At 52.1% G+C, this 12492-nt stretch carries 11 protein-coding genes and 1 rRNA gene; 4 read left to right on the forward strand and 8 right to left on the reverse strand.

Features of this window, described 5'->3' with window-relative positions; genetic code table 11:
• A 23S ribosomal RNA gene (locus tag EI42_RS29790) occupies positions 1-217 on the forward strand; the annotation flags it as partial.
• A 225-nt stretch (positions 218-442) separates the two neighbouring features.
• Here EI42_RS29790 and EI42_RS29795 read toward each other — a convergent pair.
• From EI42_RS29795 to EI42_RS29805, 3 genes are all read right to left on the reverse strand, one after another.
• A complete protein-coding gene (locus EI42_RS29795; RefSeq protein WP_111326278.1) occupies positions 443-892 on the reverse strand; it encodes a MaoC/PaaZ C-terminal domain-containing protein in 450 nt (149 codons plus the stop codon).
• Positions 893-895: 3 nt separating this feature from the next.
• Positions 896-1381 carry an FAS1-like dehydratase domain-containing protein gene (locus EI42_RS29800; RefSeq protein WP_111326279.1) on the reverse strand — a complete coding sequence of 162 codons (486 nt, stop codon included), beginning with the start codon at positions 1379-1381 and terminating at the stop codon, positions 896-898.
• Positions 1382-1470: 89 nt separating this feature from the next.
• Positions 1471-2952: a serine hydrolase gene (locus tag EI42_RS29805; RefSeq protein ID WP_170143015.1), complete on the reverse strand. Its 1482-nt coding sequence runs from the start codon at positions 2950-2952 to the stop codon at positions 1471-1473.
• A 636-nt stretch (positions 2953-3588) separates the two neighbouring features.
• Here EI42_RS29805 and accC point away from each other — a divergent pair.
• From accC to EI42_RS29820, 3 genes are all read left to right on the forward strand, one after another.
• Complete coding sequence (accC, locus tag EI42_RS29810) at positions 3589-4941, forward strand: acetyl-CoA carboxylase biotin carboxylase subunit (protein ID WP_111326281.1); 1353 nt, start codon at positions 3589-3591, stop codon at positions 4939-4941.
• A gap of 101 nt (positions 4942-5042) precedes the next feature.
• Positions 5043-6281 carry a beta-ketoacyl-ACP synthase II gene (gene fabF / locus EI42_RS29815; protein ID WP_111326331.1) on the forward strand — a complete coding sequence of 413 codons (1239 nt, stop codon included), beginning with the start codon at positions 5043-5045 and terminating at the stop codon, positions 6279-6281.
• Positions 6282-6289: 8 nt separating this feature from the next.
• Complete coding sequence (locus EI42_RS29820; RefSeq protein ID WP_111326282.1) at positions 6290-6745, forward strand: acetyl-CoA carboxylase biotin carboxyl carrier protein; 456 nt, start codon at positions 6290-6292, stop codon at positions 6743-6745.
• Positions 6746-6804: 59 nt separating this feature from the next.
• Here EI42_RS29820 and ilvA read toward each other — a convergent pair whose 3' ends face one another.
• From ilvA to pdxT, 5 genes are all read right to left on the reverse strand, one after another.
• The gene (gene ilvA, locus EI42_RS29825) at positions 6805-8103 is read right to left on the reverse strand and encodes a threonine ammonia-lyase (RefSeq protein WP_111326283.1); all 1299 of its coding nucleotides are present in this window, start codon (positions 8101-8103) and stop codon (positions 6805-6807) included.
• A gap of 238 nt (positions 8104-8341) precedes the next feature.
• Positions 8342-8869 (reverse strand): hypothetical protein, encoded by a 528-nt coding sequence (locus EI42_RS29830; protein ID WP_111326285.1) that lies wholly within the window; start codon positions 8867-8869, stop codon positions 8342-8344.
• A gap of 110 nt (positions 8870-8979) precedes the next feature.
• The gene (locus tag EI42_RS29835) at positions 8980-10773 is read right to left on the reverse strand and encodes a R3H domain-containing nucleic acid-binding protein (protein ID WP_111326287.1); all 1794 of its coding nucleotides are present in this window, start codon (positions 10771-10773) and stop codon (positions 8980-8982) included.
• 10 nt (positions 10774-10783) lie between these two features.
• Entirely contained in the window at positions 10784-11836 is a 1053-nt protein-coding gene (locus tag EI42_RS29840) for a hypothetical protein (RefSeq protein WP_111326289.1), read from the reverse strand.
• Between the two features lie 33 nt (positions 11837-11869).
• Positions 11870-12484 carry a pyridoxal 5'-phosphate synthase glutaminase subunit PdxT gene (pdxT, locus tag EI42_RS29845; protein ID WP_111326334.1) on the reverse strand — a complete coding sequence of 205 codons (615 nt, stop codon included), beginning with the start codon at positions 12482-12484 and terminating at the stop codon, positions 11870-11872.
• Positions 12485-12492: the final 8 nt, after the last annotated feature.

Below are 12492 nucleotides of genomic sequence, written 5' to 3' on the forward strand. Positions count from 1 at the left end.
TCAGTTGGCCTGCCCGGGCCAGAGCTGAGTAGCTACGTCAAGAAAGGAGAAGCGCTGAAAGCATCTAAGCGCGAAGCCGACCCCAAGAAGAGTCTTCCCGCTCTCTCTGAGAGGAGGGAGCCAAGACCCCAGAAAGAAGATCTGGTAGATAGACCGTGCGTGGACGTCTGGTAACAGGCGAAGCGGAACGGGACTAATGGTCGAACGGCTTGTTGAATCGGAGCCTCGCAGGTGAGGGGGAAGTGGTGCAGAGGAAGGTGGCCGAGCGGGTGCAGCATCGATGACAGTTCGGCAAAATTGAATGATCGCTCTTGAGAGACTGCTTTCTACTCTTCAGTGGACAGGAGAAGAGGTTCGGCCCGGCAGCGGGGACGAGCCTTTTTACATTTTTGGCTGCCATCAGGCGAAAAGCGCTCCAGTGCTGCACTGAAGCGCTTGCTCTCTATTCGCGTCTGGGAAGAGCGGCTGTAAAGGTGCCAGTTACCTTTACATCACCTGTTTGATCCACAGCCTGAACTTTTCCGCTGATAAGTCCCTGACCATCTTCCTCTGTTTTTGCTGTGATGGTTCCGCTGCAAGTGATGATGTCTCCCGGGCGAGTCATTCCTTTGAAGCTTACCTGGAATTTACGCAGCGCCTCCGGGCCGATGTAATCACTGAGCATCTGTCCAACAAAGCCCATAATGAGCATGCCGTGGGCGATAACTCCACCTGTTCCTACTTTTTCTCCTAGCTCTGGATCAGTGTGTAGCGGGTTAAAATCACCGGAAGCTCCTGCATAGCGAACCAGTTGTACTTTTGTCACTGGCTCTTTTACCAGTTGAGGAATCTGATCCCCTACCTGGACATCTTCAAAAAAAAGTTTACGAGATACTTCTGCATTTGTTGTCAAAGCTCAAACCTCCTTGCTCTGTGGTTGTTTGCTCGCTTCTCCCCGGACAATCAGCGTCGTTTTTGCGCTCAAGACATGTTGCTGCTGCTGGTTGGTATAGCGGGTTTCCAGGGTCACAATATCCATATAAGAGCCATCTTTGTTCTGGCGAGACTTGCCGCTGACAATAGTGGTCACTCCGGTCAGTGTGTCCTCGGGATAGATCGGGGCAATGTACTCGTATTCCTCTTCTCTGTGTAAAAGACGCTCCACATCAACCCCGACTTCTTTGAGCTGTTCCCAGAGAAGCGCGTTTCCCCAGAAGCTAAACATGGTAGGAGCAGTGGGAGAAAGGGGAATATCACGATAACCGGCGGCCTGGGCGTCCTCTCGACTCTGATAAATGGGATTGGAATCGCCTATTGCAAGCGCTAGCTCGCGGATTTTGCAACGCGCGACCTCATAACGAAAAGGAGGAAAGCTTTGTCCTACTTTACTGGTGTCAAACATATGAAATAGCTCGCTCCTCTCAAAAGCTGATAATGCCACCAGTATCGGTCTTCCTGGCATCGATGTCAAGCGCCGGAGGAGTTGCTGTATTAGGGCCTCTGACGCCTTTTAAAAGTGGAGATGGAGGGTATTCTGAGCTCTTCTACCTGCCCGTTCCTGTCCAGAACGAAAGTGATAAAATCAATGCCAACGACTGGCTTCTTCCAGGTTAGTTTAAAAGTATCATAATGCCAGTGCTCTAGATCGCCCTCCATCGGCCCGAAGTGGAAGGTCAGATGATTTGCCTCTTCGGTAATAGTTGCGGTTCCGTAAAAAAGATCTTCATAGGCTCCGGCATACTCTTTCAGGGGGAGTGACGGTTGTGTATTCTGGATATGGTTGGCTTCCAGCATGGCCCAATCGCGTACAACCCATTCTTTTACCTGCTCTTGCTGCTGTTTGTAGAGCTGGAGATATTTACTGTTCCAATCCCTATCTTGAATCTCAAGATACCAGTCAATGAGCTGATGCTTGAGTACTGCCTGTATATGTTGAGTATTGCCACCGTTGGTCAACAGAACCATGCCAAAGCGCTCTTCTGGCAACAGCGTAATCAGTGCACCCATGCCGAGCGAAGAGCCAGGCGCTTCAACCACTTTATAGCCACGATAATCGGACAGAAACCAGCCCAAGCCATAGGTAATGAAATGAGACTCAGGATGAAGGGCACGAGCGGCTTCTGAAGTATCAACGATCTGAGGCGTATGCAGCTCTCGAATCACTTCGGAGCTCAGGATTCTCTTTTGCTTATAGTGCCCGTTATTCAGATGAAGTCTGGCCCACTGAGCCAGCTCAACTGCGTTGCTTACGATGCCAGTTCCGGGACCGACATTGTCCGGTATCGAAGTGAAATACGACTCTTGCTCTCCATTCGCCTCAATATGGGGCATAGCCGCGTTTTTTGTCCGTAGCAGGGTTTGCTGTGAGGTACCACTGGCATTCATACCTAGCGGCTTAAAGAAGCGCTCTTTGATAAAGCTTTCCCATCTTTGCCCGGTCACTGCTTCTATGATCAAGCCTGCAACTGTGTACATAAATGTATAGGAGCCAGCGCGTGTCCGAAAGCCATAGAGAGGCTTTTGAAAGCGCAGGCGACGGATAACCTCGCGGCGGTCAAAGTCGCCACCAAAACGCATCAGATCTCCTCCCTCAAGGCCACTACGGGCGCTAAGCAGATCACGGATCGTGATTTCCTGGGTGACATAGGGATCGTAGAGCTGGAAATCTGGGATATAGCTGATCACGGGATCATCCCAGTCAAGTTTCTGCTCATCTACCAGGAGCCCAATCGCTGCCGCAGTGAAGGTCTTGGTCACGGAAGAGCTGCCAAAGAGAGTGTGTTCAGTCACATGCTTTGTCTCGCCCACCTTACGCACCCCATACCCTTTTGAGAACAGGACCTCGTCATCTTTCACAAGAGAAAGAGCCAGACCGGGAATATGCCAATCACGGCGCACGCGCTCAATGTAGTCGTTGAGCCTGCGCGTTGCTTCCTGCCGTGCCTTTGTGGAAGGTGAATTGAGATCTTGCATATCTACTCCTTTGATAACACCGGACACGAAATAGCAGCACACAAGCGTGCTCCCCGCTGGCCTAACCCTGAAGCAGCCTCTTCTCGGTGAAGTTCTGTTTGTTCCTGAAAACAAGGAATGCCCCCATGCGTCGGACCTTTCATCAAAGAGAAAAAATGGAGAGAGGAAAGTGTTCTCTCCTTCTGGCATGGTGAGCCACCGGCACTGGTCTCTGTTCCCGGACCTTTCCTTTATAATACGGTGGCATCGGGTCAATGGCGACAGCAGGTACAGGTGAGATGGCCGCACTATGTATATGATACGCTCCTTTTTCAAAATCGCAGCGAGCCGCGCTCAATTACGGGAAACCCTGCTGTAGAAGCCGCATGGGAGCGGTTCTGATGAGCTTCTTTGCTTTTGAGAAGGGAGCAGATAGGGGACCGGAAATGGCGTGCGCTTTTTACTTTTCGAGTGAGAGTATGTCTTTTTTGAAAGAGCGGGTAGGGCTGTAGGCTAGTTGTACTAGCCCGTTGTAAGTGAGCGTGGTATAATCAGCGTAAAAATAAATTCCCCCCTCACCAAGGGCTAAAGAGCGAGAGGAGTAGGGTGAAGCCTTTTTCTTTCTTTCTCATTTCATAATGCTTCACCGTTGAACTTATGTTTCGAAAAATTTTGATTGCCAATCGTGGAGAAATCGCGTTGCGTGTTATCCGCGCTTGCCGGGAGATGGGGATACGTAGCGTTATTGTTCACTCGGAAGCTGATCGTGAGTCACTGCCGGTTCGGCTGGCAGATGAGCGCATTTGCATAGGTCCTGGACCGAGTGGAAAGAGCTATTTGAATATTCCCAATATCATCAATGCTGCACTTATCTCGAATGCAGAGGCTATCCATCCCGGATACGGATTTCTCTCTGAGAACACGAGTTTTGTTGAGTTCTGTAAAGACGTAAACCTGACCTTTATTGGCCCCTCGGTTGAAGCGATGCAACTGATGGGTGATAAGGTGTCGGCTCGCGAAGCGATGGCTCAGTATGGTTTGCCTACGCTCGCTGGCACTCCGGTGCTGCACACACTGGAAGAAGCTCAGCAGGCGGCTCGCGAAGTAGGGTTCCCTTTGATGCTCAAAGCGGTGGCCGGTGGCGGTGGGCGCGGCATCCGTCTGGTCAGAAGCATGGAAGAGTTCAACCGCGTGTTTCCCATTGCGCAAAATGAGGCGCGTGAGGCGTTCCGTGATGACGGAATTTATCTTGAGCGCTTTGTTGAAAAGGCCCGCCATATTGAGATACAGGTACTTGTAGATCACTATGGCAATGGCGTACACCTGGGCGAGCGTAACTGTTCTTGCCAGCGCCGAAATCAGAAAGTGCTGGAAGAGGCTCCGAGCCCATTGCTGCCTCGTGAACTCTGTGAAGAGATCGGCATGAAGGCGATTGAGGCCGTGAAGGCGATCGGCTATCGCAATGCCGGTACGCTGGAATTTCTGGTAGATGAGCAGAACCGCTACTATTTCATGGAGATGAACACGCGCCTTCAGGTGGAACACCCGGTAACGGAGTATGTGACCGGGATCGACCTTGTGAAGGAGCAAATCCGTGTCGCTGCGGGCCTGCCATTGCAGCTACGTCAGGAAGATATCAAATTCCAGGGTCATGCAATTGAGTGTCGTATCACTGCCGAAGATGCAGACGCCGATTTCCGGCCACAAACCGGAACGGTGGAAGCATATCTTCCACCCAGTGGGCCTGGAGTACGTGTAGATAGTCACCTCTATGCCGGCTATGAAATCCCGCCGCATTATGATTCTCTGCTGGCAAAATTGATTGTCTGGGCTGATACTCGTGATGAAGCAATTGCACGTATGCAGCGCGCTCTGGATGAATACACTATTGAGGGTGTAGTCACAACGATTCCTTTCCATAAGCGCTTGTTAAGCCACAAGAAATTCATTGAAGGGGATACGTATACCCGCTTCATTCAGGAAGAGGCTGAAGCGTTAGGAATCAGTTGATCTCAGGCGCGGGGCGTCCGCCTGAGCAGGATGGCGGATAGCCTGTATGTGATACGATGAAAGATCAGAAAGGACAAGTCCTTACAACAGGAGGTGGCTTTGTGTCTCGCGTCGTTGTAACCGGTATGGGGCTGATTACATCTCTAGGAAATGATCTCAACACTTCCTGGGATGCCCTCTGTCAGGGAAAATCCGGTGTTAATATTATTACCTCATACGACACAAGTAAGCATCGAGTCCATTTCGGTGCGCAAATTAAAGACTTTGATCCTCTGCTCTATATGGATCGCAAAGAAGCACGCCGCAATGATCCCTATGAGCAGCTCTCGATAGCCGTTACGAAACAGGCTCTTGCACAGGCTGGCCTGGAAATTACCGGTGATATCGCCGATGACGTTGGCGTCTATATCGGTAGTGGCATTGGAGGCCTGACATCACTGCACGATCAGTTCCGCGTGCTGCATGAGAAGGGGCCGGACCGCATCAGCCCGTTCTTCATCAACATGATGATTATTGATGGCGCCTCGGGTATTGTCTCGATCCTGACCGGAGCACGTGGGCCAAACTGGGCCGCAGTCTCTGCCTGTGCTACCAGTGGGAATACCATCGGTGAGGCATGGGAGACTATCCGCCGTGGCGACGCAAAGGTGATGATTGCAGGTGGCGCTGAGAAAGCGATCACGCCGATCGCGATGGCTGCATTTGATAACATGCATGCTCTATCGCGGCGCAATGATGATCCACAGGGGGCCAGCCGCCCCTTTGATGCAACCCGCGATGGCTTTGTTATGGGTGAAGGCGCGGCAGTCCTGATCCTGGAAGATCTGGAATTCGCCAAAGCGCGTGGCGCGACGATCCTGGCCGAACTGGTCGGGTATGCCAGCACTGCCGACGCGCACCATATTACAGATCCCGCTCCTGGTGGAGAGGGCATGGTCCGCGCGATGCGACGTGCGTTGCAGAAGGCAAACCTGCGACCTGAGCAGGTTGACTATATCAACGCGCATGGCACGTCAACTCCGCCCAATGATCGAAATGAGACCGCAGCCATTAAGACCTGCTTTGGCGATCATGCCTATAAGCTGGCGGTGAGCTCGACGAAGTCGATGACCGGTCATACGCTAGGCGCTGCCGGGGCCGTCGAGTCCGTCATTTCGATTCAGTCTATTCTGAATAACACGATTCCGCCGACCATCAACTTACACAATCCTGATCCAGACTGTGATCTTGATTATGTGCCTAATGAGGCCCGTTATACCCCGGTAAACGTGGCAATGTCAAACTCAATGGGCTTCGGCGGTCACAACACCTGCTTAATCTTTAAGCGCTACGAAGAGTAAGAAGAGCTATGAAATCAGAGAAGAATACATCATGGTTAGAGCGCGTTGAAGCAATTGTTCAGGTGCTTGAAGGCAGCTCAATTGGAGAATTGGAGCTTGCTGAGGGCGATCTGGAGATCACTGTTCGACGTGATCCCGGTGTTGTGCTTGTCTCTGGTGGTGGCACTCCACAGAGAGCAAGCGGCGTTCGCAGTGTCGGCAAAGCCGAAAAAGCGACAAAAGATGTTGCGATAAACGCGCCTCTGACAGGCGTCTATTATACTGCATCCTCCCCTTCGACTCCGCCATTTGTGAATGTTGGCGATACAATCTCGGTTGGACAGGTTGTGGCCCTGATTGAATCCATGAAGGTCTTTAACGAAGTGGTTTCAGATGTGTCGGGCCGTGTCACCGCCATTCTGGCAAACAATGGCGATGTCGTCCAGAAAGGGAGCGCTATTATTCGCGTCGAACCCAACGCCTGACAAGAACAACAAAAAAGAAAGCCCTTTGCACTCACAATGCAAAGGGCCTTCTTTCGGCCTTATTCAAACGACTGTGCCTCTTCGACCATATAACCTGCGGCACGGAGACTTTGTAGCAACTCCTCGCATTGGCGTCGGTCGCGTGTTTCCAGGGTGATTGTTTCTTCACGCTGCATAATCGGAAGTTTGGATGTAATTCGCTGATAGCGTACGTCAACGACATTGATGCGCATATCTGTAATGATCTGAAGCAGGCGCATCAGTTCACCGGGGCGGTCATTCAGGCGGGTATGGATCACAAAATAGCGTCCCGAGATGGCCATTCCATGCTCAATAAAGCGCCCAACCAGATGCATATCAATATTGCCGCCAGTCAGTGGGACAAGTACCTTTTTCCCTTTCAGTTTGACTGTTCCACTGAGAAGCGCCGCCAGGCCGACAGCGCCGGCCCCTTCAACGACCATTTTGTTGCGCTCCATCAGCAGAAGAACCGCCTTGATGATCTCCTCATCGTTTACCAGCACAACATCATCTACCAGCTTCTGAATAATGGAGAATGTGAGTTCTCCCGGTCGTTTGGTGGCTATGCCATCTGCGATCGTTGCGATTGCTGGAAGCTCTTTCGGGGAACCGGCATCCAATGAGGCTCGACAACTGGGCGCCCCTTCAGCCTGTACCCCGATGATCGTTATATCTGGCTTGAGTGCTCGGGCGGCGATCGCGATACCAGAGATGAGCCCACCGCCGCCAATAGGCACAAGGATGGCCTCTGCATCGGGGAGGTCGTTCAGCATTTCCAGACCGAGCGTTCCCTGACCTGCTATCACATCAGGGTCATCAAAGGCGTGAATAAAGGTTGCTCCGGTCTTGCTCTGTAACTCGCAACAGTAGCGGTACGCGTCGTCGTATGTGGTGCCATGCAATTCGACTTTCGCGCCATACTCTTGCGTTGCCATGACTTTTGCCAGAGGTGCCACCTCGGGCATCACAATTGTACAGGGGGTGTTGTTCTGTGCTGCCGCGATAGCGACTCCCTGGGCATGGTTCCCGGCTGATGCTGCGATAACGCCAGCTTGAAGCTGTTCCGGGGTAAGTCGTGAGATCTTAAAAGCGGCTCCACGTGTTTTGAAGGAGCCCCCACGCTGCATATGCTCTGCCTTGAGATAGACATCTGCTCCAGTCATTTTACGGAATGTCTGTGAAGGCGCGAGAGGGGTATGATGAATATTCGGTTTCAGAAATTTATAGGCTTGCCAGATATCGGCGATAGTCGGTATACGCTGCTCAACTGTTTGCTGACGTATAGTAGTTTCAGGTTCAGCCGTATCTACAGTTGAGTCATTTTCGATAATATGCATTGTTACCCTATGACTCCTTTCTGGCCCCCCGCAGGACACAGCCACCTTCCTGGTGGAGCAGTTTATGCGGCATTGCACAAGTACTTTGAGGAGCATTATAACACGTGCCACTACTGTCTACAATCAATGCAACACTGAGACTAGAAGATGGGGTCTCTTCCACTCTCTCAGGAGCAAGAGCAAAAGATTTCTCTCCTCTTTTCATTACGAGGAGGAATGAAAAAAAGTAGTGTTGTGCTTATGAACGTTTCAGAGGTATGTGAAATGCTTGTTTTACATTTTTGTTGAAGAGAAGATAGAAAAACTCTATAGGAAAGAGAAGAAAGAGGAGCAAATATTGCACATTGGTATGGGGAACAAGTTGTGAGAGCAAGGGAACCTGTAGATGAAAGATAGCTGCCAGGCAAAGCAATATGAATTGCAGGATGCCAAGCAGATTGTTCACAAGTGCGAGCCAGTAGGCCCACCGCTTGAGTTTCCAGAAGCCCCAGCTTTGAAGCAGACAGAGTATCTCCAGGGCGAATAACAACAGGACAGAGCCCGCAAGCGTCAAACTCTCCCGAGAGAAAAGCCGGCCAAGTAGTGGTTCGCCCATTGACAGTGACATGGCAATCACGGAAAAAAACAGGCTGATAAAAAAGAGCTGCAACAGGGCAAGCAATGCCGCACTAAGCAGCGAGAAGAGTGCTGAGAGTGTTACCCCTGTAGGGCGACGATGTGCTGATTGCAGGACATAGAAAGGTTTATCAGAGACTGTCTGTCGCATCGAGTATCCGTTTCCTTGCGTATTTTCTATGGAAGAGGCCTGAAAAGGGGCCGGTTCTCCATTCCGGCCCCGATAAACTGCCTTATCCTTCCTTCTTGTGTGCCTTTTCTTTAATCACGGGCGCGAAAAATTTTGACCCGGCGATTTGGCTCCTTCCCTCTACTTCGCGATATCAAATTGTAACGAGTAGCCATCTCATGCTGCAAGCGCCGGATGTATGCATTTGCAGGCGGGAGTTCGGCATTCGTCAGCTCTTTGTTCAAAACCTGCTGAATAATATCCTCGGTTTCGATAAGGGCTCGGCGTGTTGGATCATCATGTTGCGGATCATCCAGCGAGTTCTGCTCTTCCTCTCGCTCCGCGATGCCTCCGGCAGGTAGCTTGAAGACACGAGCAAGTGCCTGTTCCATCTGCATCACGGTATTATTACGCAGAATAATGATCAGCTTGCCCTCTTGCTCAGCATCCTGCAAACGCTCAATCTGACGTCGATAGTAGTTTTTCAGTGTAATGACGGCATCAGCTTCTTTCTGATGATTTGTAATGGTAATGGGCACGCGCAGGTTCCGGGCAGCATCCATCAGGCGATCTCGGTTCACGCCAAAGGGATAGACGCGCAGCGTTTTCAGCGCGGGTTGCTGAACCTTTTCTGGCTCTTCTTCCTGCTCTTCCATAAGAGCCGGTGATGGCGCGGTCAAAAAAGCGGTTGATGCCTCTTTCCCGGTTGTGCCGGTTGCAGCCAGCGCCCTTAACGGCGGAAGCTGGAGAGCTGTTTTCCCTCCGCCCCGCGAGCCTGATGTGTTAATCTGCCGAAGGGAACCCCCGTTGCGAAAGGAACCGGTCGACATTCCACGTCCCTGAGCGTTCACCCCCCAGCCGGGAACGCCCATTCCTCCGGTGGTAATGCGCCGCAGAGAAACATGGTCAGTATCGCTATCACGGGTGCGCTCTTCTGCGACAACCGCCTGTCCACGAAGCATTGCATCGATGGTCTCCGCAACGTCCCGATGGACAATCACCTCGTCCCAGCTCTGTTGCTCCACTACAACATCAAAGGTAGGAGGCGCTTTACGCTCTAGAATACTCTTTTGCGTCTGGCGGCGGCGGGCTTCCTCATCTCCTAATGTGACCGATTGCAGGCCACCCACGAGATCAGAGAGTGTCGGGTTTACCAGCAGGTTACCCAGAGAATTACCGTGGGCCGTAGCGACAAGCTGAACACCACGCTCCGCAATGGTACGAGCGGCGGCTGCTTCAAGCTCATTTCCGATCTCATCGATCACGATCACTTGAGGCATATGGTTTTCGACCGCTTCGATCATGACTGCATGCTGCTCTGCTGTACGTGCAACCTGCATCCGGCGTGCACGACCAATACCGGGATGTGGGATATCGCCATCCCCGGCTATTTCGTTGGAGGTATCAACCACAATGACGCGCTTATTTGCTTCGTCTGCAAGGACGCGGGCAACCTCACGCAGCAGGGTTGTTTTTCCCACACCGGGGCGACCAAGAATCAGAATAGACTGTCCCTGCTCCACAATATCGCGAATCAGAGCAATGCTGCCCAGTACCGCACGCCCAATGCGGCAGGTCAGACCGACAATTCTGCCCTTGCGATTGCGCAGGGCGCTGATGCGGTGCAGAGTCCGCTCAATACCAGCGCGATTGTCGTCGCCAAATTCGCCGATACGTTCAACCACATATTCGAGGTCGGCATAGGTGACAGGCTCTTCACCCAGAATCACTTCACTATCCGGGAAGCGACCCTCTGGGAGCCGTCCAAGGTCCATCACGATCTCCAGCAGTTCTCCTCGGTTCTCAAGCCGATTGACCGCATCGCGGATGCTGGGAGGAAGGGTAGCCAGCAGAGCCTCTAGATCGTCAGTGACCACATGTTGCATAGGCAGTTTTTCACCTCATTAGTTTTTGGCGAGAATTGACCGTCCCCAGGCCCTTCAAGCCATAGGCCGCTCTTTGCTCAAGCAGGGGGACTGTGCTGGACTTCATAGCCAGGCGGGCTACGTGCCGCACGAGCAAGACCCTGGTGGAATCGTGCTCAAATCCACTGTTACGCAGAGCGGTAATAACGCCTGTATCATATTCGCGCACAAAGCAGTAAATGCGCTGTGCGCTATATTCCAGCAACCGATTGATACCGAATTTGAGCAGGGGTTCGGCAAGATCGGTATGCTCTGGATGCACATTCAAACAGATGCGGTGCGGCGTGGTGCCATGTCCACGACAGAGCCGCAGCCATGCTCCCAGTCGGACACCCATGTCACAGACATAGTTCTCACTTCCTCCTTGAAAGAGGGCGGTCATCGGGTTCTGAGTGCCGACATGGAGTTGAGCATACTCTTCGCTGCTATCCAGAAGTTCCGCCATTTGCACCCGTTGTGGGGTGGTAGCGCGGTAGATCTGGTGCAGTCCCCAGGCGTAGTGGCGATGCCAGCGCCTCAGAGACGACAGGTTGAGGCCGGTGCCATCGGCAGGCTGCTGCCCTCCATTATAGACGTAGAGCAGTTCGCGTGCATAGCGCTGAAAGCCTGAACGCAGGAAGAGCTCCTGTTCCGGCGCGTCATCCTCAACTTTCGCGAAGATGCGAAGAATACCATGTGTCGCAGCGGCTTCTAGTGCATAATCCAGGAGCGCTGTCAGTATTTCTTCGCTGGAAATAGTTCTGTTTGTCATGGAGGCCAGGTAGGAAAGGTCCCAACCCCGTCGTGATGGTCGCTCCTGGACCTGGGCAAAGCCGAGGAGACGCCAATGATCTTCACAAATCCATGTACGCGAGGCAGGGTTAATACGGAGGATATTCCTCAGGAGAGGAGCGGGCGCAAAATCTCTCTCTACGGGCTCTAGCCAGCACACAAAGTTAGCATATTCGTGCTGTTTACTACGAGCACGACGGTCCATAGTATAGATGATTCCCGGCAAATCGACAAATAATACCGGTCGTATCATCCAATGCTCCCGCGGCGTTGAGGGGCACGGAATTTATGCCCCTACCTGCACGCCCTCTACTATGCGGAGAAAGTATTTGTGGAAGCGTGGGTCGCCCGAAACCTCCGGGTGAAACGCAGTACCTAACTTGTTTCCTTCACGGACAGCAACGATGGTTCCATCGTCGAGCGTTGCCAGCACTTCTACATCGGGACCGACCTTTTCAACGGCGGGGCCACGAATAAAGAAGGCATGGAATGGCGCTTCACCAAGTTCTGATACTGCAAGATCAGTCTCAAAACTTTCCCGCTGACTGCCAAATGCGTTCCGACGGACACGAATATTAAGTGCGCTTAACAGGGGTTGACCCTGGAGCGCGTTATCCGTTTCTTTTGCGAGCAGGATTAAACCTGCACATGTTCCCCAAACGGGGACGCCTTGCGCGATTTTTGCTTTTAAAGGCTCAAACAGGTCATAAATGACCATGAGTTTGCCGATAGTTGTACTTTCACCACCAGGTATAATTATACCATCTACATCGTCCAGGTGTTTGGGGAGCCGAATTGCTCGGCTTTCGGCCCCCACTTGTTCTAGCATCTTGATATGGGCTTCAAAATCGCCCTGTAATGCTAATACGCCGATACGTGGTCGTGAGTTGCGTGTTTCCATAGCCTGAA

The organism is Thermosporothrix hazakensis, assembly GCF_003253565.1.
In the GTDB taxonomy this organism is placed as follows: domain Bacteria; phylum Chloroflexota; class Ktedonobacteria; order Ktedonobacterales; family Ktedonobacteraceae; genus Thermosporothrix; species Thermosporothrix hazakensis.

Coding starts and splice junctions, on each gene's coding strand:
- EI42_RS29800 (WP_111326279.1), bottom strand. CDS start 1,381: ATGTTTGACACCAGTAAAGTAGGACAAAGCTTTCCTCCTTTTCGTTAT.
- EI42_RS29805 (WP_170143015.1), bottom strand. CDS start 2,952: ATGCAAGATCTCAATTCACCTTCCACAAAGGCACGGCAGGAAGCAACG.
- accC (WP_111326281.1), top strand. CDS start 3,589: ATGTTTCGAAAAATTTTGATTGCCAATCGTGGAGAAATCGCGTTGCGT.
- EI42_RS29820 (WP_111326282.1), top strand. CDS start 6,290: ATGAAATCAGAGAAGAATACATCATGGTTAGAGCGCGTTGAAGCAATT.
- ilvA (WP_111326283.1), bottom strand. CDS start 8,103: ATGCATATTATCGAAAATGACTCAACTGTAGATACGGCTGAACCTGAA.
- EI42_RS29830 (WP_111326285.1), bottom strand. CDS start 8,869: ATGCGACAGACAGTCTCTGATAAACCTTTCTATGTCCTGCAATCAGCA.
- EI42_RS29835 (WP_111326287.1), bottom strand. CDS start 10,773: ATGCAACATGTGGTCACTGACGATCTAGAGGCTCTGCTGGCTACCCTT.
- EI42_RS29840 (WP_111326289.1), bottom strand. CDS start 11,836: ATGATACGACCGGTATTATTTGTCGATTTGCCGGGAATCATCTATACT.
- pdxT (WP_111326334.1), bottom strand. CDS start 12,484: ATGGAAACACGCAACTCACGACCACGTATCGGCGTATTAGCATTACAG.